Raw genomic sequence first — 24,883 nt, forward strand, 5'->3', positions numbered from 1 at the left:
ATACACTTAAAGCTAATTTAATACAATATAAAATAAATATAAGTTAACTTATAGTAAAAAACAGCAGCGAGATAAAAAGGGGAACAAACTTTGACATATCCTTCTATTCATTATAAAATTAACCTGATTTTAATCTTTCTCATATTTTAGATTAATCATCGGTTGGTATAGTAATAACATCAGTTGATGATATCAGCAGCAAACGATAAGAAAGATGACAGATCATCGGAAGACGATGAAACTAAGATAATGAGAAAGGGTGCAAAGATCATGGATAAACTGGAAAAGGTAGAAAAGTTAAGAGAAAAAACAGGCGTAAGTTACGAGGATGCAAAGAATGCGCTTGAGGCATGCGATTACGATCTGCTGGATGCGATCATTTATCTTGAGAAGCTTGATAAGGTGAAAGCCCCTGAGGTGGAGAGCTTTACCACAGGCGAGGAACAGAAGACATCAACAGAGTTCGAGCAGGCACAGCAGACATATACAAATGACTGCAATAAAGTGACGTTTGGACAGATGATGGACAAATTTTTCAAATGGTGCGGCAAGGTGTTAAAGAAGAGTGTGGATAGCACATTCATAGTAGAACGCAGAGGCCAGACCATGATAAACGTTCCGGTGCTGGTGCTTGTGATCGCACTTATACTTGCATTCTGGGTAGTGCTTCCACTTCTTGTGGTAGGTCTCTTCTGTGAGTGCAGGTACCATTTTGAAGGAATCGGCGACATCAACGTAAACCTTAATAGCGCATGTGACAAAATGGCAGACTCAGTTGACAACCTTAAGTCCGACGTCAACAACAAGTAATCAGAAAGATATATAAAAACAATATCAACACAGAATAAAAAGCTATATGTAATAAAAACAACATATATATCAAGTTGGTATAAACTGAAAAAGAAAAATATTAAAAGTAAAAACAGACATAAAAAAGATGAAAACAGGAATATCTTTTGCCGATATTCTGTTAATTACCAGCTGATATAGTTTGGCTTTGAGAATGTAATGTCTGTGAAATATACCTCTGCAATGGGTAGCCGTGGCGACTGAGCTTTGGTGCTTCTTGCCGAGGCATATTTCACAGGCTTACTTCAAAACCAAACTATATCAGCGTCCGTCATAAAAGAAAGGAAAAAGATATGGCACAGAAGATTCTCATTGTGGAGGATGAAGAGAAAATTGCAAGATTTGTGGAGCTGGAGCTGCTGCATGAGGGATACGAGGCGGAGAAGGTATTTGATGGAAGAACAGGGTTGGACAAAGCTCTGTCCGGTGGCTTCGACCTCGTGGTGCTGGATGTGATGCTTCCGGGACTCAACGGTCTGGAGGTGCTTCGAAGAATCCGCAAGGAGAGTGATGTGCCGGTCATCATGCTGACCGCGAGAGATGCGGTCATGGACAAGGTATCTGGTCTTGATGCCGGTGCAGACGATTATCTCACCAAGCCATTTGCCATAGAGGAGCTGCTTGCCAGGATAAGGGTTGCGTTGAAGAGACGCGGAGTTGCGGAGGTTCACACACACAGGATAGAGATCCGTGGAGTGTGCATGGACACCGACAGACATGAGGTCACAGTGTGCGGCGAGATAGTTGAGCTGACAAACAGGGAATTTGAGCTGCTCAGGACGCTCATGGAAAACAAGGACATCGTGATGGACAGGGAGAAATTGCTCAGTGCAGTGTGCGGATACGATTACCTTGGAGAGACAAACATCATAGATGTGTATGTGAGGTATCTGAGAACAAAGATAGATGACAGATTTGGAGTTAAGCTGATCACCACCGTCAGAGGTGTCGGATATGTTATCAGAGAATGACCATTTTGGATGCCAGGATAGAGCAGATAGATATGTGACAAGCCAGCAACGCATGGCACGGATACGCACAGATAGAGAGAAAATACATGGGAAAGAAAACTAACGAAAACAAAAGAATGTCATCGATAGCCAGAAGGATAAATATGAGCTTCTGGCTAAAAGAACTGGGCAATGTGATACTTATAGATATCGTCATTGCCTTTCTTATTGTAAGCGCATTTGCCGTGTGGGGAAGAAAGCAGCTTCCACAGGGCGTGGGCGGAATGAGATATTACGTTGAGAAAAATGAAGATGGCGGAGCGTATGAATATATAATAGAAGGGTCAGATGAGAAGAAGTACAGATATGACGTTAAGATCCTTTGGGATATCATAGAGCTTCCGGGCATTATATTGCTGGGGATGGAGACTATAGTGTTGTTTGCTGCGTTGTTCAGGACAGCGGATGTCAGAAGGAGATTAAAGCCGTTGAACGATCTGGCAGTTACGGCGGAAAAGCTCAGCAAAGAGCCGATGGATCACAATAAGATAGACGATCTGGAGAAAGCCATATCACACCTGTCTGCGGATGATGACGAGCAGGTTATACACACCGGAGACAAGGATCTCCAGAGCATAGAGATCGCGCTCAACAATCTGCTCAGAAATATGAAGGAAAATGAGAAACGTCAGATGAGATTCGTGTCGGATGCTTCCCACGAGCTCAGGACGCCTATTGCGGTGATCCAGGGATATGTGAATATGCTCGACCGATGGGGTAAGGAGGACGAACAGGTTCTGGAAGAGTCCATAGAGGCGCTGAAAAATGAATCCCAGCACATGAAGGAGCTTGTGGAACAGTTGTTATTCCTTGCAAGGGGCGACAGTGGAAGGCAGCACCTGAACATGGAGAAAACCGATCTCAACCGCATGGTAAGTGAAGTGTGGGAGGAGTCCATGATGATAGACGAGAGCCACAGATATGAGTTCCGTGGTACTGAGAATGAGGCGTGTGTGCTCGGCGATGTGGCGATGATCATGCAGTCCGTCAGGATATTTGTCCAGAACGCGGCGAAGTATTCTGAACCCGGCACGGCCATAATACTCGGTGTAAAAGAGGAGCCCGGTTATGTCAGTTATATGATAGAGGACGAGGGAACCGGAATGAATCCGGGCGATCTGGCTCATATATTTGACAGATTTTACCGCTCGGATGAGGCCCGGAATAATGAGACCGGAGGCTCAGGTCTTGGCTTGTCCATCGCTAAATGGATAGTTGATGCCCACGGAGGTACCATACAGGTAATATCCAGAGCGGATATAGGATCAAGATTTGTTGTGAGGTTTCCTAAAATTGCTTAAAAAGAGAGGTTGCATATATTTATTGGTAATCTGAGTATCTGTGGTTGCTGAACAATCCCAGAATACAGCCTGCACTTCCTAAAATTATGTATTCTTTCATAAAAGAGGCGAGAGTCTTAACTGAGTGAACATCAATATACCATGGTATGATAGCATTAAAGAGATTTCCTCCGCTAAGAGACAGGATGATCAGTGTAAATGATAAAATGATGGCTATGGTGATGTTCTTCGCTGTATATACTGTGCCGTAATATAAACCGCAGAAGCAATATATTATAATAAGATTTTTGGCTATAAATCTTTCTGGGTAGAGAATTGTCCTGAAGAACAACAACGATGTTATGGCACACATTAATAAAGACAGGTATAAAAATGGAATAATTGTTTCTACCCATTTTATTCTGTGGGCTATGTAAAAAAGTTCCCGGCTTGGGCTATATACAAACGGCATAAAGGTTATTGTATATAGCAGCATAACGCACACAGGATATGCTATGCAGTAACACTGCTGCAGTGCGTTTTCTTTATCCTGCAGATCAAGGGGTTTCATCATCATAAAGCCCGTAATAGCAGCTAAAACAGCTATAATTACACAGAGTATCATTCCCTTACGCAATATAAATAGTGAGTTATGTATTCTTTGCACCATAGTTACACTCCGTTCCTGTAAGACTTAAGAATATACATGTATCCATCTTCCAAAGTGGGATCAGCTGATGCAGGCTCTGAGGTATCAATAGAAGGGGAAGCCAAAAGCCTGGTCATGGCTGTTTTGATTCCGTCTGTAGTGTCTTTTGCAATTATATAGCCTTGATCGATAATTTCTATATAATCACACAAAAACTCCGCATCGTCTACGATGTGTGTGGATATAATAATTATCTTGTCATCACAATTGGTTTGTTTTATAAGATCCCTGAATCTGAGTCTTTCCTCAGGATCAAGACCTGCTGTCGGTTCATCGCATATTATTATAGGGGGATTGCCAAGAAAAGCCTGGGCGATTCCAACACGTCTCACCATTCCGCCAGACAGAGTATGAGCCTTTTTGTCAATATAACTTGATAAATTGACACTTTCTATAACTGATTCGATGTCTTCATCAAGACTACATGATGAAATACCCTTGGAAAATGCAATATAACGCATACATTCTCTTACGGTCATTCCGGGAAAAAGACCAAATTTCTGAGGCAGATACCCGATATCAACAGAATGTATATTTGCTCCGTTCAGGAGAATGCTTCCGGTAGCTGATGGATATAACCCAATAAGGGATCTCATGAATGTGGTTTTGCCGGCACCATTAGGACCGAGTAGTCCGTGTACTCCTGATTCAAAATTACAGTTTAAATTGTGAAGAATTGTGTTCCCTCCCAAAGTAGTTGTCATATTTTTTATTTCCAGCATAATAATCCCCCTTTATCTGAACGGATACAAGTTACTTTATTCTGTTGTTTCAGTGATGCCAAGTTCGTCGTATACATCTTCCTGAATCTTTTGAAGTTCCTCATCGGTGAGAATTGAATCAATATTGTACCAATTACCTGTCTGTATATAATTGGTGTAGTAAATATCCAAATTACCTGCAGCATCAAACATCACCATGTCAGAACCGTACATATATGCATTTCTGTGTATTGGTTGTATCAGGATTGTTTTCCCGATAAGGGAATAATCAGTTGCCTTTTCTTCAGGTGTATAGTTTATATATTTTTTTATCTGGCTTGTTATGTAGTGGTTTCGACTCGGATCGGTGTCCGCGCCAATATATGGGAAAATGTATCGCACATTATCAATAATCTGTTCTCTCCAAAATATGCCGGAAACAATGCTTAGCTGATCACTGAAACCACTGAACGTGTCACCGGACAAGCTGAGATTGCTATACGTAGTAAAATCAGAGTATATGGATACTGTGAACCTGCTCAGATCCTTAGGAAGCTGGCAATATCCGTTTTGAAATAAGTCTCCATTTCCAGCAATTGGGTAATACGGGAAGTTCCCAGGAAGATATGCACCATTTTCCCCTGTGTAGCAAATATTGTAGGATTTTCCTGTATACTTTATGTATATGGATGAGAGATTGCCGGCTTCGTTGTATATGCATAGCTTATTCCCATTTCTGCTATAGCGGATAGCATTATCCTTATCATCTGCTATATAGTCGATATTGTAATCTTTACAGAGTATAAAATGGTATTCAGGGAGACTGGTGTCTGATAGCTGCATATACATATCTGCGATCAAATTCTTCCTTATGTCAAAATGTATGTTATACTCTGTAACATAAAAATCTATTTCCTTTGTTGGAGTAAGTAATTCCTGTTCATTTGCAAATAAATCCGAGGAATCGTCTGCGTATCCAGGGTTACTACCATTATATGGGATGTTGCAGATATAAATAAAGGAAAACGAGCATAACACTGAAAATATGGTGGCAAAAATCAAAGATAACTTCTTGTATCTGAAGAAATTTGTGATCAAATATACGGAGATCACGCCAAATACTATATACAAAGGTTTGGACAGAAAATGTATATTTACAGGAATTAAAGCTGCTTCATCTGGAATATAAGTAAGAGAAGCACAGAATATATTGGATATTTCCTGTATACTGCCGATTTTATCTTCCGCAGGAAAGGTGAACTTACCCGATTGCAATATGGCAACTATAGTGAACCCAAATAATGCAAGATAGGCAAGGATAGTATTGTTGATATACGATATGATGAGCCCAGTCATAACCGCACAAGTGTTAACCATAAATACATGTGTGAAAATAGCCTTAATTGTATATATATAAAAGTCTGCAGAGGAAGAACCTGACAGTATACAAAGGCATATACATAGAACTAACATGCACATACATAATAAGACATTTATGATAGAGAGAATAAGCAGTTGCTGTGATTCTCTTTTAATTGATGACATAGTGTATGTGCTTATGCTCTCTACCACATTGGTTTTTTTTACGATAGATGTGTATTCAAAGGACAAGTACAAAAACAGAATATAATAATATATGGAATTTCCAAGCATCATATCTGTATGTTCAACTATATCAATGTAGTTAAATTCTCTAAGCAGACTGTCTTCAATGAATTTGTATACTGAGTATAAAATACAAAATATGATAGCAACGATGGAAGGCCAAAAGCATTGTGGAGTTTTCCTGAATAGTATGTAATTCTGTTTAAGCATTGCTTTACCTCCTATCAATAATAAATTATAATTAGAAAAACTTAGTTGTACTAAGATTTACTCAAGATGTATTAATTGGTAAATGAAAGGCGGAAGATGTTAAAAGTTGCTATATGTGATGATGAGCAGAAGGATATAGACATTGCAGAAAAATGCATATTGGAGTATTCGTTTAAACACAATCTGGATATTGAATGCGCCAACTACAGGACGGGGCAGGAATTGCTGGACAAGCTGGAATCTGGTGAACATTATGATTTTTTTGTCTTTGATGTGGAAATGGAGAAGGAGGATGGAATATATATCGCCTCAATTATCCGAAAAAGATACGACAAAAATGCAATTATCATTTTTGTAAGCAATTACCCGGGACATATGGGACGGAGCTTTTCTGTGCATGCATATAATTATATTCAGAAACCTCTTAAATATATAGAGTTGGAACAAGTATTATCTCAGGTTTTGCGTGAGATAAGGGACATGGAGTTTAACAAGTTGATTGTGCCAGCGGCAGATGGAGAAAGAGTTGTTAATATATCTGATATTATGTATATAGAAACTTCGAGAAAATTTCAAAAGAGTGTAGATATTCATTCTGCAAAAGAGATTATACAGGTTACAGGAAATTTAAAAAAATGGTTTAACTTGTTAAAGGACAAAAGGTTTGTATACAGCTTTAAGGGGTATATTGTAAATATAGATCACATAGTTACCTTGAGAGGCGGGGAGCTTGTTTTGGATAATAACGAGATTATTCCGTTGTCAAGGAAATATGAGGAAGAGGTAAGGAAGAGTCTTATTAATACGGTTATATCAGATGTGGTGAGCATCAGAGGTTAAAGGGTGAGTTATTTAGTATTAATTTTTATATCAGCAATTATGGATGCTGTGACTGTAAAAGTTTATGTAGAGAAATGGCTTGGAAAGCCTCCGCTTAGAATATCGACAATGGCATATTGGGGTATATTTATTTTAACAGAGCTGGCTTCAAGAGGCGGACAGCTTTTCATGATAGATGTGTCACAGGAGAAAGCAATGGTCAGCCAGGTGTCCGCGCATATAGTTATCATGCTCGTATTTATTTGCCTATATGATTCCCGTATAGCTGAATGTATATCTGCGTTTATTATATGGGTATTGGGTTATCTGGTGAGCATCGGTTTATCTGATGTAGTGGTAATTACAACGGATCAGATGCTGTATGACGGTGGAATAACTCATCTGATCTCGGTGATGGATATGTATGCACAGTTTATTATGCTGCCTGTCCTGATCATAATACTGGTAGTGAGAAATTATGTATCAGGTAGATATTCATTTAAACAGTTGGTCATAGTGCTTATAACTCCAATGATAAGTTGTTATCTATACTTGATAATACCAGAACAGATCGTGCTTTTGTCAGGGTATGGATTTATATTTGTGCTGATAATTGTGCTGGTCTTAAATGTTTTGAATTATTATCTGTTTGATAACATGGTGGATAATTATAAATTGAAAAATCAGGTAACAATGCTTGGTTATCAGTTGGAGCATCAGTCGGATAAATATGACCAATTGGTTCTTTCTTATAAGAAAATTGGCAGTATGGTTCATGATACCCAAAAGCATATAAGCTATATAAGGTCATGCATAGAAGAGAAAGAATATGACAGGATAAGAACAGTATGTGATAGATATGAGGAAGAATTAAAAAATAAATATGTTGTTTCAAAAACAGGAAATCTTGTTATTGATACATTTGTGAACAGTGCGTATACATTTGCCCAAAACAATGGCGTGAAATTTCATACGGATTTTAAGTTCGATAAAAATTCAATAATGGTCTCTGACTATGATATGTGTATAATAATAGGAAATCTGCTGGATAACAGTATCAATGCATGTAAGAAACAGAAGGAAAAAGAGGGGGTATATATAAAGCTGGCAATAGTGCAGACAGATCGGCATTTGGTAATAGATGTGAAAAATAGCAGTACACAGTCTGACGTGGGCGGCAGTAAGGATATGACTCATGGATATGGTATACAAAATGTGAAAAATACCATGGACAAGTACAATGGAATAATGGAGATAAAGAATACATATGGGGAATATGAAACACTTGTGCTGATTCCCATAAATCAGGATTAAATGTACATAAACCGCATGCCCCCGCATAGACTGTAAAAACAGAATATGCGGGGGCTTTTTCTTTGAAGGATTACATAGAAGAGCGGGCAATCGAAGCGGCAAATTATATCATAGACACAAGGGCGACTGTGAGACAGACAGCGGACAAGATGGGTATAAGCAAATCAACGGTGCACAAGGATATAACGGAACGGCTGGTCCGTATAAGACCCATGCTGGCGGCCCAGGCCAGGGTGGTGTTGGATGCCAACAAGGCGGAGAGACATATAAGAGGAGGGCTTGCCACGAGGGAGAAGTATCTGCATGTCACAAAGTTTTAACATAGCTTATGTTGTATTTTTCTCTGATTTGGGTTAAACTTTTGATGATTGTATAATAGTGGACTAAGTGTGGGCTATTAGAAAATGGCAGTTTAACTATAGATTAGAGGTTAGGATATGAGATTTATTCATGTTTCGGATGTGCATTTGGGGATGATTCCTGACAAGGGAAAGCCTTGGAGCGATGTCCGTGCGAAAGAGATAGAAGAGACATTTGACAGGATCCTGGATATTGCGGAGGAGAGAAAGGTAGATCTGCTCCTCATTGCCGGCAATCTGTATCACAGTGCGCCGAAGGCAGCGGATCTTGCAAAGCTTGATGCCAGACTTGCAAAACTTACAAATACAAGAACGGTGATCATTGCGGGCAGTAGTGATTACATTGAAAGTGGATCTCCATCGGAGAATTATGAGTTCACATCGAACACAGTGCTTCTTCCGGCTGGGGAGTTCAGCAATGCGTATTTTGAAGATATAAATACCTGTGTGACCGGTTTCAGCTATGGACAGGTGGAATACACGGAGGATTTTTCAGAGGGGATAGATGCCCAGACGGAAGGCGCTGTCAATATACTTCTCATGCATGGAGGAGATGCCAGCCACAGTCCATTTAATTTCCGAAAGCTGGCTGACACAGGATTTGACTATGTGGCACTCGGACACCTGAGAAAGCCGAAGCACATGGTGAAGAACCGTATGGCATATCCGGGATCGCCGGAGCCTTTGTCACCTTCTGACACAGGAAAGCATGGCTTTATTTATGGACAGATAATAAACGGAGAGACAAGGATAAAGTGGGAGCCTGTTGCCTGCAGGAATTACATCAACCTTGGACTTGAGATAAAGCCGGAATATACTGACAGACAGATCGAGCATGCTGTTCTGAAACAGATCGATAAGATGGGAACGCAGAACATATATCGGGTTATCCTGAAGGGCCAGAAGGGGCGCGGAGTGAGACCTCAGTTTGATGATGTGTCTCAGGATTACAAGATATATGAGGTTGTGGATAATACGATGTTCGAGTACAATGCTGATGGTCTCAAGAGGGACAATGAGCACAATGTACTTGGAAGATTTATCGCTGAGTTGTCCGGTGAGGATGACGAGGTCAGCAAAAAGGCACTTGAATATGGTCTTGAGGCGATCATAGCAACTGGAGAAAAGTAATGTATATAAATAAACTTTTTTTGAAAGAATTTGGAAAATTCAATAACAAAGGAATAAAGCTGGACAAAGGCTTGAATGTGCTCTATGGAGAGCCCGGAGCCGGCAAGAGTACGATCAGGGATTTTGTGTCCGGTATACTGTATGGTATGAATAAAACCAAGGGTCTTGGAGCCCGGGGAGACAATTTTGCATTAAGAAAGCCATCCGGTGGAAATGGATATGCCGGAAAGGCACAGGTGACAAATGCTGGAAAGAGTCATCTTATGGAGAGAAATTTCAACATGTCCACGGACGGTGCAACGCTCACTGATATAGAGAGCGGGAAGGATGAGAGACTTGTGTCTAAGAATTCCTACAGAGGTGTCCTGTTTGATATGGACAAGAGCACATTTGTGGATGCGATGTGTGTTGATCCGCCGGAGGAGATGGGCGGAGATGACAAAGCTTTGTGTGACAGACTCGAGAAGTATCTTCAGAATATGAAGGAGACGGGCTGCAGCGGAATAAACAGAGCAGACGCAGTGGCGTATCTTGAGAACGAAAAGAAGAAATATGACAATCAGAAGTATCTGGTTCAGATAGAAGAGCTGGAAGCCCAGATGGATGAGCTGGGTGAAGTTGATAAGGAGCTTGAAGACATCCGAACTGCCAGACGTGAGGAGCTTGATGCTTATAATATGGAGATTGCACGTTTGAAGAGAGAGGCAAGGCAGCTTGTGAATGAAAAGGATGCTGAGATCCCTGACGAGGATGAGGACAGGGAGCGAAGCAGAATATTCCTCGAGGTTGAAGCTATAGATGATGAGGATGAGCTGAAGGAGAAAAAGAAGCAGGAGAAGAAGGACAAGAAGCTGACGGACAATATATTTGTCATAATGGCAACAGGAATACTGGTTGTTGCGGTGGTCATGCTAGTGGTTCACCTTGTTGGTTTTCAGAAGTCCATACAGCAGCTATTCACGATATGTACGATTGCGTTTGTTGCTATAACCATCATAGATGGATTGTTCAGGAAAGGCGCATTTGACAGTGATAAGCTTCCGTCTGAGGAGGAGTTCAGGAGAACCATATATGAGATGGGAAGAGCAACTGAGTCGAGGACGGTTCGCGTTGAGATAGACAGAGCTTTTCAGGAGGAGCATGACAGGAAGCTTGATATGTTCAAGTTCCAGGAGCATGATGCCATAGAGAAGAGGGATGCCTACTATGAACTCAAGGAGAAGAGAGACGCCATATTTGCCGATTATGATGTGCTTGAGACTGAGAAGAAGGCCATAGATAAGGCTATCAATACCATAATGGACATATCGGAGGAGTTCTCAGGACTGTTTGCCGGTATGGACGGCAGAGTATCGGATATTCTTAGCGCACTCTCCGGTGGACAGTATCAGGAGGCAAAGCTCGATGATGAGATGCATGTTGCAGTGAAAAAGGATGACCATTTCTTCCGGGCGGAGTTCCTGGGACATGAGGTCGTTCGGCAGGTGTATCTGGCTGTGCGGCTGGCTGTTGCAGAGATACTTAACAACGAGAAAATGCCACTTGTGCTGGACGATGTGATAGATGTGACCGATGAGAGTCAGCTCACGGGAGTGCTCAAGGCGATGAGTATGGTGAACACGGAGCAGACGATATTGCTTACATCCGATAAGGATCTGGTTAACAGACTTGAGGATATGCATATAGCATGCAATGTGGTGACATTGTAGAAAGTTTCTAATAATAAATAATTAAAAGACCTGCGGAAGCTTGCGATACCATGGTATGTATCAGGTGAGTTTCCGTAGGTCTTTTTTGTAAGTCTATAATTGTATATTAGTAATTCTCGTAGTTATCTGAGATAGTGTGCTTCTCCTTGTACTCAGCAATTCTCGCACTGATTCTCTCTGATGGATCAAGAAGATCGCTGAGAGATGCATCGTGGTTGAGGTGATCGATAATGAGTGCAATGTACTTGCTCATGTCGGCTGATACATACCAGTCGCGGTCTGCAAGCTCAGGAAGCTGATAAGTGAGGTTGGTTGTAATGACCTTCTCAATGAGACCTTCCTCGTGACACTTGTCAAATACCTCAAGACCCTTGGTGAAGAGACCAAATGTAGCAAGTGCAAATACTCTCTTAGCCTTTCTTGCCTTGAGCTGCTTGGCAACATCTATCATACTCTCGCCTGATGCGATCATGTCGTCGATGATGATAACATCCTTGCCTTCAACTGAATCACCGAGGAACTCATGGGCAACGATAGGATTACGTCCGTCCACAACTCTTGAGTAATCTCTTCTCTTGTAGAACATACCTACATCTACACCGAGAAGGTTAGCGAAGTAGATAGCTCTGTGCATAGCACCCTCGTCAGGTGATATAACCATCATGTGGTCGTTATCTATCTCAAGATCAGGAGTTGATCTAAGAAGAGCCTTTACAAACTGGTAAGTAGGCTTTACGTTCTCGAAACCGCTCTTTGGAATAGCATTGACAACACGTGGGTCGTGAGCGTCAAATGTAACGATGTTGTCTACACCATACTGCTGAAGCTCCTGGAGCATAACTGCACAGTCGAGGGACTCGCGTCCTGATCTCTTGTGCTGACGGCTCTCATACAGGAAAGGCATGATGACAGTGATCTTTCTAGGCTTGTCTGTCATGGCAGAGATGATTCTCTTCAGATCAGCATAGTGATCGTCAGGAGACATTCTCTGAGTCTGGCCACCCATGGTGTATGTGCAGCTATAGTTTCCTACATCAAGCATGATATATATGTCTTTACCGCGGACTGACTCGTTGACAATACCCTTTGCCTCACCTGAACCAAATCTAGGGCAGTCTGCCTTGATAAGGTAAGAGTCCTTCTCGTAACCGTGGAATACGATGCTTGACTTGTTCTCGTTCTGACGGTTCTTTCTCCATTTTACGATATAAGAATCGACCTTCTCTCCGAGAGGTACAATGCTCTTATGAGCAATGATTCCTAAGCTTCCTACAGGTATTGTTTCCAACTTGCTATCGTCTGGCATAATAAAAATCCTCCTAATCTGCTTTAGTTGTCTACCTTTTGTTCCTGGCTATGCTTTTCATTCTTTTTACATAGCGGATGTTATCTCCATAGAGATTGAAGATGAGATAGCTATCAACTATTCGTGACATGATACGCTCTGTATACCTGTTCTTGAATTCCTGCAGATCAAGATTGGTAGAAATGAGAGTAGACTGTCTCTTGATAGTTCTCGTATTTATAATCTCAAATAACTGAGACAGGACAAATGAGTTGGTGTACTCTGTGCCCAGATCGTCAATTATAAGAAAATCGCAGTTATATATGTAGTCATACAGCATCTTCTGATGCGGTTCATGACCACCCTTTATTATAATGTCCTGTAAGATATTATCAAATAAATTTATCGCCGACAAGTATAAAACTGTATAACCTTTGTCTAAAAGTTCCTTAGCGATACAATTTGTCAGGAAGGTTTTGCCTGTTCCGGTCTCTCCATATATAAGAATGCCCGGTCTGCTGTCCTGAAAATTCTCTGTGAACTGTCTTGATGCAGACAATATGCTCTGTGCATTCTGGTAAGGAGTGTAATTGTAGCCAGCAATGTGTTCATCTCTGTAGAAATCAGGATTGAAGCTGGCAAAATTCTCCGTCTCCAGCACCTTCTCTATGGTGGACTGCTGGTACAACTGGCTGATGACCATGTGTTTCAGACATGAACATGGCTTACCATCTACATATCCGCTGTCTCTGCATGCGGGGCAGTTGTATATCGGTGCCAGATAATCGTCAGGGTATCCGGTCTGTGCCATGAGCTGATGCTTCTCATCGCGGAGAGCGTGGTTCTTCATGGAGAGTGCTTCTTCATCCACTTCCTGATGCAGTATCCTTGCCCTTGATGCCTGGACGGCACTGTGGGCGATGGCATCGTCGATCTCCTTTATACGAGGGATCCTGGCATATACCTCAGCTTTTCTGTTGTCCTGTCTGCGAAGATTGTCCTGTCTGATCCTGCTCAGTCGGGACAAAATATCATCATAATTTATATTGCCCATAATATGTATATATTACCTCTTGTCAAGATTGAGTTCATCTGCAAGCATCTGTTCCAGCTTGTCCAACTGGTTGGACATGTCTGTCTGCTTGAAGTTCGCAAATCCATTCGGATTCCTGGTGGCTGCAGGCTGCGCTGTGGCCGCTGATTTCTTCTTGAGGAACTCCTGATCGAGCAGTTCGACATCCCTAATGGATTGTACACCATTCTTATGCCAGTTTTCAAGAATTCCATTGACATATGCGAAGTTGGCGGACTGTGGCTTGGAGATTATGGCCTTCTCACATGCCAGAAGGATAAGATCCTCTGAGAAATTCATCTCACCTGTCCACGCGTCAATGTATGCGGTCTCTATGCTGGTAGGATTGCTTCTGCGTATTCCGAGTGCAGAGAAGACCTTTCTGTAAAATGGGTTGTAGGCGGAGCTGTCTGCCTTGGCCTTGTCAACCGTGTCGATTCCTTTTTCATACCATGCTATGGCTACGGTCTCCGCATATCTGAAGCTTGCCTTGCCCATGGTCAGACAGTATTCGATCAGATATTCGATGAGCTCCTGGGAGAAGCCAAGCTGGTCGTATATGTATATGAGACTTTCTGATTCAGGCATGGAAAGCGGTCTGCCAAAATATGCCTCTGTCTCAAACATAATATCAGAGAGAACCTCGTCCTCCTGTTTCTTCCTAAGAAATTCTGGTGTAACTGTTATCTTGTCAGGCAGAGTGCGCTCCGGCACCTCGGCCTTGTCTTCGTCTGTGATCGTCGCCGTGATCTCGCTGTTGTTATCGTCATCCCCGGTGGAATAATCCATGCCGAGAATAGAGAGGTCGTCAACTCCGCTGTCGGAGGAGATGCCCTTGTCGTGAAGAGGGAGAAGAGTTATTCCTGTAAGCTCCTTCTTCTTGTTGTAGTTGAGTTTCATAACATCCTGGCTTATCCAGTATTTTATGGCTCTGCAAATATCCTTCTCTGTGAGATTAAAATGATCTGCTATGTTGGCGACAGACACGGGTTTACTGGAAGACATAAGTCTGACCAGATACAGATATACCTTAACAAACTCTCCGCTGGCGGAGGTCATGTAATAGTCTATAAAAAAGTTTGATATAGAGGAATATGTTTCGTTTTTTTCTGTTGTAATAGTAATGTAGCTCATGTCAAAAAACTCCTTGATCATACTCCTGAAATAGCGCATTTCCCTTAGCGCAAATGCATTATAACATGAACTTTTTGGAATGCAAACAGAACATACAGTCGGTTGGGAAAAATGGTGGGGATGTGGATAATGTGGATAATGTGGACGAAAAAGAGACATAAAAATACAAAAGTCATAGTTTAACAGGGCTTTGTAATATTTCTGTAAAAATTATGTCAACAAAAAAATATAAGCTCTGTGGGGAAAACTTTCCCACAGAGCTGTGTGGATAATGTGGATAACTAATTTTTTATCAGGTCATTTCCGATAGAATAGACGTTTCCGGCGCCCATAGTTATCAACAAATCATTTTTTTTGCAATTTTTTAAGAGATAATTTTCTATATCGTCGAAAGATGGAAGATAGAACGCATCAGTACCCGTCTCGGCGATCTTCTCGGCGAGTTGCTTTGCTGAGACAAGTCCGGTATCCTTCTCTCGGGCTGCATAAATATCTGCCACGATGACGTGGTCACATACCTTGAGTGCGTCTACAAACTCATCGAACAGAGCGTAGGTTCTTGAGTAAGTGTGTGGCTGGAATACGCACCACAGTTCGTTGTAGCTTGTGTTCTTTGCTGCCTTCAGTGTGGCTGCTATCTCAGTTGGATGGTGAGCGTAGTCATCCATGACTCTCACGTTGTCGAGGATGGTTCCTTTGTACTCAAAACGTCTCTCGGCACCGACACACTCTGACAGTCCCTGTTTGATGACATCTATGGAGATTCCAAGTTCAAGGGATGCCGCTATGGCTGACAGTGAGTTGTATACGTTGTGCTCACCGAATACCTTGAGAGTTATGTCGGTGATCTCTTTGCCGTCCACAACCAGTGTATAGGTTGGATGGCCGAAGTCATCGAACCGTATATTGTGTGCTGAATATTTGTTCTGTGCGCCCTTTCCAAATGTTACCACGCGGCACTCGAGGTCTCTGACAACGGTATCATAATACTTCATATCGCCGTTCACGATGACCAGGCCCTCCTTTGGAGTCTTGGTGGCAAATACATGGAATGACTCAGCGATCTCATCTATATCCTTGAAGAAATCAAGGTGGTCGGCATCCACGTTCAGTATGATACTGATAAAAGGCTTAAATGCGTGATAGCTGTTGGTGTACTCACATGCCTCTGTTACAAAGTATTCAGATTTGCCTACACGGATATTGCCGCCGATGCTGTCGAGGATTCCTCCGACTGATATGGTAGGATCAGTGTCCGCATCTATGAGGATGTAGGACAGCATGGAAGTCGTTGTTGTCTTGCCGTGGGTTCCACTGACGGCTATGGAATATTTGTAATTCTCCATGATCTGGCCGAGAAGCTGGGCTCTGGTGAGCATAGGAATGTTCTTCTCCACTGCGGCCTTGAACTCTTCATTGTCAGGATGTATGGCTGCTGTGTATACGACCAGATCTATGTTGTCTGTTATGTTAGATGCACACTGACCGATGTTGATAAGCGCTCCCATGTCGGCAAGCTGATCGGTGATTTCGGATGCTTTCATATCTGATCCGGTAACCTTGAATCCGGCCTTCAGAAGTATCTCTGCGAGACCGCTCATGCTTATTCCGCCTATTCCCATGAAATGGACGTTGATTGGCTTTGAAAAATTGATCTTGTACATTTGTATTTCGCCTTCCTTATATAAAAGATTGATTACTATATTTAAAAGTGTTTTTTATTATAGCATAACTGCCCTCAAATGAAAATAAATGGTTTTGGTCAATTGCATAGATTGTTATTGAACGAAAATTATGTTATAAATGGAGGTAGTGTGATGGAAGCTGAGGAGAAAACTGCAAAGCTCATGCGGATCGTAGAGGGCGCAGAAGAGGTAGAGAAGATGGATGCATTGCTCAGCCTGGCTATAACGGGCGGAGATTATAACTGGATCTAAGAGGTATACATATTAGGTATACAGGGGCAAAGATCAATATAATATGAGTAGAGGTTAACATATGATTACAAATGACGCTACATTATTAAAGGTAAAGCACGAGGTGCTTTATGAGGTGGCAAAGCTTGCGTATGAAGGCAGGCTGGATGATGAGAGGGACAATCTTCCATATAAGATGGTTCCCGGTCCACAGCCATTTTTCAGATGCTGTATATACAGAGAGAGGGAGGTTATCAGACAGAGGATCAGACTTGCCGAGGGCAAAGCCCCTGGAACAGAGGATGATGGGAATGTAGTCCAGATCATCAATTCTGCCTGTGAGGGTTGTCCGATCTCACGTTACGTAGTAACTGATAACTGCCAGAAGTGCATGGGAAGAGCGTGCCAGCAGGCGTGCCGTTTCGGTGCCATCAGCATGGGACGTGACAAGTCCTACATCGACCCATCAAAGTGTAAGGAGTGTGGACAGTGTGCCAAAGCATGTCCGTACAATGCCATTGCAGATCTGATGCGTCCATGTATCAAGAGCTGCCCAGTTGGTGCCATATCTGTGGCTGAGAATGGAACAGGTATTGCGGTCATAGACAAGGACAAATGTATAGACTGTGGTTCATGTATCCACAAGTGCCCATTTGGTGCGATCGGATCAAAGTCTTATATAGTAGATATAATAAATGACATGAGAGCCGGCAAGAAGGTATTTGCCATGTTCGCACCTGCCACATACGGACAGTTCGGTGCGGATATCACCATGGCGAGCTGGAGAACAGCCATGAAGAAGATAGGCTTCTACGATGCGGTGGATGTGGGACTTGGTGCCGACATGACAGCCATGGCAGAGGCAAAGGAATGGATGGAGGCCAAGGCAGAGGGCAGGAAGAAGACAACCTCATGCTGTCCTGCATTCAAGCTTCTGGTGGAGAAGCATTTCCCTGAGCTGGCAGACATGGTATCTGAGACCGTATCACCTATGTGTGCAGTATCGAGATACATCAAGGAGAATTATGAGGATGCCGTGACAGTATTCATAGGCCCTTGTATCGGCAAGAAGGCGGAGAGCGCAGCCGGAGAGAAGGAATCTGCGGACTATGCGCTGACATACGGAGAGATCAGAGCCATGCTGAGAGCGAAGGATGTTAAGCTTGAGCCTGAGGCTGAAGATAACGACCAGTCCACACTGTTCGGCAAGAAATTTGCAAATGCAGGCGGAGTCACAGCGGCAGTCATAGAGAGCATGAAGGAGCTCGGCTGCGAGGATGAGGTTAAGGTGTGCAAATGCGATGGAATAGATGCATGTAAGAAGGCACTGACTCTCATGAAGTTCAACAGATTCCAGGATGACTTCATGGAAGGTATGGCGTGTGAAGGTGGCTGCGTGGGCGGCCCTTCAAGACACAGGGATCCGAACATGGCGATGCGTGACAGAAAGGCAGCCCTTGATAATTCTACAGATATCAACATCACAGAGAATCTTGAGAAGCAGGGAGCAGACAAGATTGATATGGTGAGAGATTAGTGCATGGAGGACAAAGACATGACAACAGTTTTGATATTTGTGATATGTGTGCTTATATTTGTGTGCGTATCGGTGGTTACGGCGATACTTGTATACAAGTCACAGATGCGTAAGAAGAAGCTTCAGTGGGACAGCCGGCAGCAGACACAGGATTCCAAGCAGGTACAGGATCAGTAGAGACTGTGATATATAATGAAATAATAAGAAAATTAAGGCGTGCAGCGATGGAGATGAAACTGGACTTATCCGGGGGGATTCATTGCTGCACGCCTTATTTTTATGGATTGAGGGAAAAAACTGTGCAGTCAAAATGTAATACCAATATGTGAAAATAAATTAAAACTTTTATTTTTCTGTTGACATGACAAAGAGATATGATAATATATGGATGTAGTAATCGAAACTACATGTAAAGTTAATTGAAAACGCAAATTAAAGTAATGTTTATTTTGATTGCTAGATAGAAATACGAACTTAGAAGACTTTTTATACTAAGTTAATACATAATGTGATAAAAAACGGCATGTATCGCCGGCGTTAAAAGGCGGAAAAGCCGTTTTACCATATATATTATCAGAACTTATAGTTTATGGAGGAAATTAACATGTCAACAGAAATGAGACCAGAGCAGGGAATAGCAGGAAAGTTTGTGAGGTCAGCTCTTGATGAGAATGGAGTTCTCAGCAAGATTGAGTTCACCAACAGCGAGAATTTCAACTTCGCATACGACGTAATGGATGCTCTGGCAGAGAGGAAGCCTGATCAGACAGCGCTCATCTATGTATCAAAGGATAGAACGATCGAGAAGAAATTCACATTCCAGGATATCAAGGATTATTCCAACAGGGCAGCCAATTACTTCAAGAGCCTGGGCATCAGGAAGGGTGACAAGGTAATGCTCGTGTTAAAGAGACATTATCAGTATTGGTTCACCATGATGGCTCTCCACAAGATCGGTGCCATAGCTATACCGGCGACAAATATATTAAAGGCAACAGATTATCAGTATAGAATTGAGGCAGCAGGCGTATCAGCGGTTGTGTGTACATCAGATGACGGAATCACGGCGTCCATAGATACATTTGCTGATGACAAGCTGACAAAGATCGTTGTAAATCATCCAGTAGAAGGCTGGAACTTCTTCGATGAGGGAATCATGGAGTGCAGCACCGAGTTTCCAAGACCTACAGGCGAGGATGCCGTAGGAGGAAAGGATGATATACTGTTCGTCATGTTCACATCGGGAACAACAGAGCATCCAAAGATGGTTGCACACAATCATCTGTATCCACTTGGACATTACATCACAGCAAAATACTGGCACTGCAACAAACCTGGTGAGGTTCATCTCACAGTTTCAGATACAGGCTGGGGTAAGGCTCTCTGGGGCAAGCTCTACGGACAGTGGCTGTGCGAGGCATGCGTATTCGTATTTGACTTTGATACATTCAGTGCGGACACTATATTCAAGCTTATAGAGAAGTACAATATCTCAACATTCTGTGCACCTCCAACACTGTACAGAATCCTTATCCGTATGGATATGAGTAAGTACAACCTATCATCCCTCAGATACTGTACAACAGCGGGTGAGGCACTTAACCCTGAGGTATTTGACGTATTCAAGGAGAAGACAGGATTCACTATATATGAAGGATTTGGTCAGACAGAGACGACTCTTACCATTGGTAACCTTGAGAATACTACTCCAAGACCGGGATCAATGGGTAAGGCAAGCCCAATGTATGACGTGAGGATCATGAAGGCAGACGGAACATTTGCTGCACCTGGTGAGACAGGTGAGATCGTCATCAACATCGCAGACGGTGCGCCGGACGGACTGTTCATGGAGTACTACAGGGATCCACAGAGAACAGCCGAGGTTATGCATGACGGCTTCTATCACACAGGTGATACGGCTTACCAGGATGAGGATGGATATTTCTGGTTCGTTGGACGTGTGGATGATATCATCAAGGTTGCAGGCTACAGAGTAGGACCTTTCGAGATAGAGAATGAGATCATGAGAATACCTTATGTCCTTGAGTGTGCAGTTACATCAGTACCTGACAGCACAAGAGGTCAGGCGATCAAGGCCACTATCGTTCTCACAGAGGGTACAGTTGGCGATGAGAACCTCAAGAAGGAGCTCAAGAGATACTTTAAAGAGAACATCGCAAGCTACAAGAGACCTAGAGTTATCGAGTTCGTTGATGAGATGCCAAAGACCATCAGCGGCAAGGTAAGACGTGTTGAGATCAAGGAAAAGGACTGGAAGTAAGTCAGAAATCAGGTGAAGAAAAATGATAGATATGAGTAAGATCAAGCCATATGATAGATCGGTTTATTATTATGAGACGGACAGGATGCAGATAGTACACCACTCCAATTACATCAGATGGATCGAGGAGGCAAGGCTGGACTGGATGAAGCAGATAGGCTGGGATTACAAGTCTATAGAGGATGACGGATATATAATTCCTGTGCTTGGTGTGACGGCTGAGTATAAGAGTATGTGCCACTTCGGCGATGATGTGCTGATACATGTCAGTCTTTCGGAGTATACAGGTGTCCGTGTAGGGTTTTCATATGAGATCGTGGACAAGAAGACAGGCGAGCTTAGAACACTTTGCACAAGCTCACATTGTCTGCTGGATGGCAACAACAAGCTTGTGTTCATCAGAAAGGCATATCCTGAGCATGATAAGCTGTTTAAGGAGCTGCTTGAGGATTACAAGAAACGTCAGAGCAAATAAACAGAGCTGTTGTCTGGTGTATAAATAATTTAATATTGTATTAATTGATGGTTATTAATAGCTGGTAAAATTGTTTGTGTAACTTTTTTATCAGCTATTTTTATCTATTTAGACATGTAATTAGTTAAAACATCCTTTTTATATTATGGCGTAAATGCTATAATGGAAACGGTTGCGTGGGAATATATGGCAGGCTGGATGCTGCTGCAAGGAGGGATCTTTTGAAAGAAGTATCACTTGATAAACAATACTACAAAGAACATATACAGAACATATTATATGATAATTATGTGAAACTGGCGCTGGTCAACATTGATACTGGGGAGTATGTGAGTGTTATCAGCGTGGACAAGAATGCAGATAATTATAAAAGTACCTCTGACGTATCTTCCTATTTTAAGGATAACAAGGGACTGGACTGCTGTCATCCTGATGAAGTCAGAGAATTTGCATATATGTGTGATATGAAGCATGTCAAAGCACTCATAGAAGCCGGAGCCAGATCCATCGTGCGTAATTTCAGGTTCAGATTGAGACTTGGCGAGGACTATGAGTGGGTTTCCATGGATATAGAAGCTGAGAAAGAGCCGAGAGAGGACGGACAATGGGTTGTGTTCGGCATGAGGGCAGTCAGCCTTGACACCCTGGTGCTGGAGGATAGTCTCAGGACATTGACAAGGGTATACAGGCGTATATTCAGGATTGATGTGACGCACAATATTTGCGAGACATTGAGAGGCGGATATATAAGAAGCAGAGATGAGGTTAAGCATGACTGCCTTGGAGATTACATGAAAGACATGACTATGGGTGGTGAGATATTCCCTGACGATGTGGACAGGGTAAGAAAGTGCCTGTCTCCTGAGTTCCTCATAAAATATTTTGCAAATGGACATGACAGATTTACCATTAGATATAAGCGTAAAATGGATATGGTGTACAGATGGGTGATGACAGAGGTCATACCTACTGCTGACTATAGAGATGACAATAAGGTATTCTATCTTTATACGAGGGATATACATGAGGAGTATTCTGAGAGCATAGAGAAACAGGAGCTGTTGGAATTTTACAGTTACAAGGATACACTCACTCGTCTCGGCAATAGAAATGCATTTAACATTCTGTGCGACGCGTATGCAGACCGAAATGATAAGCGGTCGGTCGGATTCGTATTCAACGATGTGAACAAATTGAAGTATGTGAATGATCATTATGGACATAAAGAAGGAGATCTATATCTTCAGAGGGTATCGCAGATGTTGGCACAGCATTTTGGCGAAAATGCATGTTATAGGATAAGTGGCGATGAATTTGTTGTCATCATTATGGATATTGCTGAGCAGTCGTTTAACTCAATGATCGCCAGATATAAAGAGGTAATTGATGAGCAGGAGGAGGCTCCGGTTGCGTTCGGCGCAGTCTGGAAGGCTGAGGCAGATTCCATAGACAAGATAATGAACGAAGCCGAAAGACTGATGTATGAGGATAAGAAGAGATTCTATTCGAAACATCCTGAGGTCAAGAGGCGCGAGAGCGTGGAGAATGAGGCGAATATAGCTGTAGGAACTACAGAGGATGGAGTTCCGCATTACAGGAATCTTGGAAGGACAGACAGGATATTTGATGCCCTTGCAGCTACAACACTCAGAAATTATATATTTATGAATGATCTCGATACGAATGTGACAAAATGGTCTGCCAGTGCGGTGGATTACTTTGGACTTCCGGGGCAATACATATATGATACACAGAAAGTGTGGGAGAAGCTTATACATCCAGATGACAGAGCAATATTTGAACAGGATATTAAAGAGGTATTTGCGGGGCGCAAAAAGTATCATGATGTAGAATATAGAATGAGAAACAAAAATGGTGAATATGTGGTCTGCACCTGCAGAGGTTTCATCACCAAGAAAGAAAATGGTGATCCGGAGTTCTTTGTGGGCACTGTCATAAACCACGGTGTCATAGATGGGGTTGATCCGGTGACTAACCTGCACAATCAGCATGAGTATACCAAGTATATATCAATACATTTGAGAAACAAGCAGACGATGAGCATTCTGGCAATAGGAATATCCATGTTCAACAGTATCAATATGATGTATGGATATGCATATGGCAATGCTGTTCTTAAGGATTTTGCCACAAAGCTCAAAAATGTCGTCGGTGGAAAGGGACTCGTGTTCAGACTTGACGGTGCAAAATTTGCGATTTGTTCAAACGTGTATACCAAACAGGAACTCAAAGAGGTATACAGACATGTACAGAATCTTGCACTTGACAATGTGGGTCTGAGCGGCACATCGATCCCGCTTAAATTGTACGGAGGTGGTCTGATATATGACCATGTAGGAGCCGATGAGGACGTGATAAAGAGCAGTGTGGAATATGCCCTGGAGAGATCCAAGGAGGATCATCATGGTGAACTTGTATTCTTCAATGAGGAGATCAAGGACAATGATAGAATGAGACTGCAGCTGTACAGCACAATACACAAATGTGTGGCAAACAACATGGAAGGCTTTTTCATGTGCTATCAGCCTATAGCAAATTCCGAGACGGGACACATAGTAGGTATGGAGGCTCTTCTCAGATGGAAACACAAGGAATTTGGAGTGGTTCCACCGGGAATATTTATACCGTGGCTTGAGATGGAGCCGTGTTTCTTTGAACTTGGCAACTGGATAATAGAGCAGGCACTCACGGATGGTATGGAGATCCGCAAGATCAGACCTGATTTTGTGGTGAATGTCAATATATCAGCGACTCAGCTTGAGAATCATGGATTTAGGCAGGCTGTTGTGGATATATTAAAAAAGACGAAGTTCCCTCCTGAGTATTTGTGCATAGAGCTCACAGAGAGATGTAAGAATATGGATATAGCATTTCTGAAAAATGAGCTGGAATATTTCAGGAAACTTGGAATAAAGATCGCTATCGATGATTTTGGAACGGGAAATGCTACCTTAAATCTGCTCACGGAATTACCGATAGATGAGCTTAAGGTCGATATGTCATTTGTCAGGGGAATACAGGAGAGCAAGCCTAATCAGGTCCTTGTACAGGCGGTTGTGTCCTGTGCACATGAACTCGGATACAAGAGCTGCATTGAAGGTGTCGAGGACAAGGCACTGTTCGATTACCTTCATAGGTATGGTTCCACTTACTATCAGGGATATCATTTCTCCAGACCGGTTTGTCTGGAGGATTTTAAGAAGCTTTTGTGACAGACGACCCGCTTGGTAATATATACATCCGCAATCACGCTTGACTTACTGCACTTCGATTGGGTGCTATCTGCATGGTGCTCCGACCGCCAAAAGGGCGTCGGCGGATCTGCGCACCAGCAAGCACCATCGAAGCACAGACGTCTGCGCTACCGATTGTCGGATATATATATTACCAAGCGGGTCTTACGTTGTGGCCGGCTTTGAGGATTGCATTTTGAAAAAATTTAAAATTGTGTTCTTTTTGGTGGATT

The 24,883-nt window shown here is 42.5% G+C and carries 20 protein-coding genes; 13 read left to right on the plus strand and 7 right to left on the minus strand.

Annotated elements, in window-relative coordinates; all coding sequences use genetic code 11:
• Positions 1-186: 186 nt before the first annotated feature.
• The 3 genes from ARA78_RS05510 (at position 187) to ARA78_RS05520 (ending at position 3,160) form a co-directional block, all read left to right on the plus strand.
• Positions 187-810 carry a DUF4342 domain-containing protein gene (locus ARA78_RS05510; RefSeq protein ID WP_015534557.1) on the plus strand — a complete coding sequence of 208 codons (624 nt, stop codon included), beginning with the start codon at positions 187-189 and terminating at the stop codon, positions 808-810.
• 332 nt (positions 811-1,142) lie between these two features.
• On the plus strand, positions 1,143-1,820 hold the full coding sequence (locus tag ARA78_RS05515) for a response regulator transcription factor (protein WP_055272124.1): 678 nt from the start codon (positions 1,143-1,145) through the stop codon (positions 1,818-1,820).
• Positions 1,821-1,906: 86 nt separating this feature from the next.
• Complete coding sequence (locus ARA78_RS05520) at positions 1,907-3,160, plus strand: sensor histidine kinase (protein ID WP_055280139.1); 1,254 nt, start codon at positions 1,907-1,909, stop codon at positions 3,158-3,160.
• 19 nt (positions 3,161-3,179) lie between these two features.
• Here ARA78_RS05520 and ARA78_RS05525 read toward each other — a convergent pair whose 3' ends face one another.
• From ARA78_RS05525 to ARA78_RS05535, 3 genes are read right to left on the minus strand one after another with little or no spacing between them, the layout of a single operon-like run.
• On the minus strand, positions 3,180-3,764 hold the full coding sequence (locus ARA78_RS05525) for a hypothetical protein (RefSeq protein ID WP_156329392.1): 585 nt from the start codon (positions 3,762-3,764) through the stop codon (positions 3,180-3,182).
• Between the two features lie 47 nt (positions 3,765-3,811).
• Positions 3,812-4,570: an ATP-binding cassette domain-containing protein gene (locus ARA78_RS05530; protein ID WP_022217041.1), complete on the minus strand. Its 759-nt coding sequence runs from the start codon at positions 4,568-4,570 to the stop codon at positions 3,812-3,814.
• A 36-nt stretch (positions 4,571-4,606) separates the two neighbouring features.
• Positions 4,607-6,364: a hypothetical protein gene (locus ARA78_RS05535; RefSeq protein ID WP_055280141.1), complete on the minus strand. Its 1,758-nt coding sequence runs from the start codon at positions 6,362-6,364 to the stop codon at positions 4,607-4,609.
• 96 nt (positions 6,365-6,460) lie between these two features.
• On the opposite strand from ARA78_RS05535, the gene ARA78_RS05540 reads away from it, so the two are divergent.
• The 5 genes from ARA78_RS05540 to ARA78_RS05560 all read left to right on the plus strand — a co-directional run bounded on the left by ARA78_RS05540 (position 6,461) and on the right by ARA78_RS05560 (position 11,696).
• Entirely contained in the window at positions 6,461-7,204 is a 744-nt protein-coding gene (locus tag ARA78_RS05540) for a LytR/AlgR family response regulator transcription factor (protein WP_055222252.1), read from the plus strand.
• A 39-nt stretch (positions 7,205-7,243) separates the two neighbouring features.
• Positions 7,244-8,497: a sensor histidine kinase gene (locus ARA78_RS05545; RefSeq protein WP_015534562.1), complete on the plus strand. Its 1,254-nt coding sequence runs from the start codon at positions 7,244-7,246 to the stop codon at positions 8,495-8,497.
• Between the two features lie 62 nt (positions 8,498-8,559).
• Positions 8,560-8,817 carry a sporulation transcriptional regulator SpoIIID gene (spoIIID, locus tag ARA78_RS05550; protein WP_055222251.1) on the plus strand — a complete coding sequence of 86 codons (258 nt, stop codon included), beginning with the start codon at positions 8,560-8,562 and terminating at the stop codon, positions 8,815-8,817.
• 117 nt (positions 8,818-8,934) lie between these two features.
• Positions 8,935-9,987: a metallophosphoesterase family protein gene (locus ARA78_RS05555; RefSeq protein ID WP_055280143.1), complete on the plus strand. Its 1,053-nt coding sequence runs from the start codon at positions 8,935-8,937 to the stop codon at positions 9,985-9,987.
• On the plus strand, positions 9,987-11,696 hold the full coding sequence (locus tag ARA78_RS05560; RefSeq protein ID WP_055280145.1) for an ATP-binding protein: 1,710 nt from the start codon (positions 9,987-9,989) through the stop codon (positions 11,694-11,696). The genes ARA78_RS05555 and ARA78_RS05560 overlap by 1 nt, the downstream gene beginning before the upstream one ends.
• A gap of 106 nt (positions 11,697-11,802) precedes the next feature.
• On the opposite strand, the gene ARA78_RS05565 is transcribed toward ARA78_RS05560, so the two are convergent.
• From ARA78_RS05565 to murC, 4 genes are all read right to left on the minus strand, one after another.
• Positions 11,803-13,002 (minus strand): ribose-phosphate pyrophosphokinase, encoded by a 1,200-nt coding sequence (locus tag ARA78_RS05565; RefSeq protein ID WP_015534565.1) that lies wholly within the window; start codon positions 13,000-13,002, stop codon positions 11,803-11,805.
• A 31-nt stretch (positions 13,003-13,033) separates the two neighbouring features.
• On the minus strand, positions 13,034-14,035 hold the full coding sequence (locus ARA78_RS05570; protein WP_015534566.1) for an ATP-binding protein: 1,002 nt from the start codon (positions 14,033-14,035) through the stop codon (positions 13,034-13,036).
• Positions 14,036-14,047: 12 nt separating this feature from the next.
• Positions 14,048-15,187: a DnaD domain protein gene (locus ARA78_RS05575; RefSeq protein WP_055280305.1), complete on the minus strand. Its 1,140-nt coding sequence runs from the start codon at positions 15,185-15,187 to the stop codon at positions 14,048-14,050.
• A 281-nt stretch (positions 15,188-15,468) separates the two neighbouring features.
• Entirely contained in the window at positions 15,469-16,851 is a 1,383-nt protein-coding gene (gene murC, locus ARA78_RS05580; protein WP_015534568.1) for a UDP-N-acetylmuramate--L-alanine ligase, read from the minus strand.
• 334 nt (positions 16,852-17,185) lie between these two features.
• Between murC and ARA78_RS05585 the strand changes: the two genes are divergently transcribed.
• The 5 genes from ARA78_RS05585 to ARA78_RS13605 all read left to right on the plus strand — a co-directional run bounded on the left by ARA78_RS05585 (position 17,186) and on the right by ARA78_RS13605 (position 24,629).
• Positions 17,186-18,640, plus strand: coding sequence for a 4Fe-4S dicluster domain-containing protein (locus ARA78_RS05585; RefSeq protein WP_055280147.1), 1,455 nt, complete (start codon positions 17,186-17,188; stop codon positions 18,638-18,640).
• A gap of 3 nt (positions 18,641-18,643) precedes the next feature.
• Positions 18,644-18,817, plus strand: coding sequence for a hypothetical protein (locus ARA78_RS13850; RefSeq protein ID WP_156329394.1), 174 nt, complete (start codon positions 18,644-18,646; stop codon positions 18,815-18,817).
• 427 nt (positions 18,818-19,244) lie between these two features.
• Positions 19,245-20,921, plus strand: a complete 1,677-nt coding sequence (locus tag ARA78_RS05590; RefSeq protein ID WP_015534572.1) for an AMP-binding protein — start codon at positions 19,245-19,247, stop codon at positions 20,919-20,921.
• A gap of 22 nt (positions 20,922-20,943) precedes the next feature.
• Positions 20,944-21,396, plus strand: coding sequence for an acyl-CoA thioesterase (locus ARA78_RS05595; RefSeq protein WP_015534573.1), 453 nt, complete (start codon positions 20,944-20,946; stop codon positions 21,394-21,396).
• 221 nt (positions 21,397-21,617) lie between these two features.
• Positions 21,618-24,629 (plus strand): bifunctional diguanylate cyclase/phosphodiesterase, encoded by a 3,012-nt coding sequence (locus ARA78_RS13605; protein ID WP_156329397.1) that lies wholly within the window; start codon positions 21,618-21,620, stop codon positions 24,627-24,629.
• Positions 24,630-24,883: the final 254 nt, after the last annotated feature.

The sequence above is a fragment of the Coprococcus eutactus genome, from assembly GCF_001404675.1.
Classification (GTDB): domain Bacteria; phylum Bacillota; class Clostridia; order Lachnospirales; family Lachnospiraceae; genus Coprococcus; species Coprococcus aceti.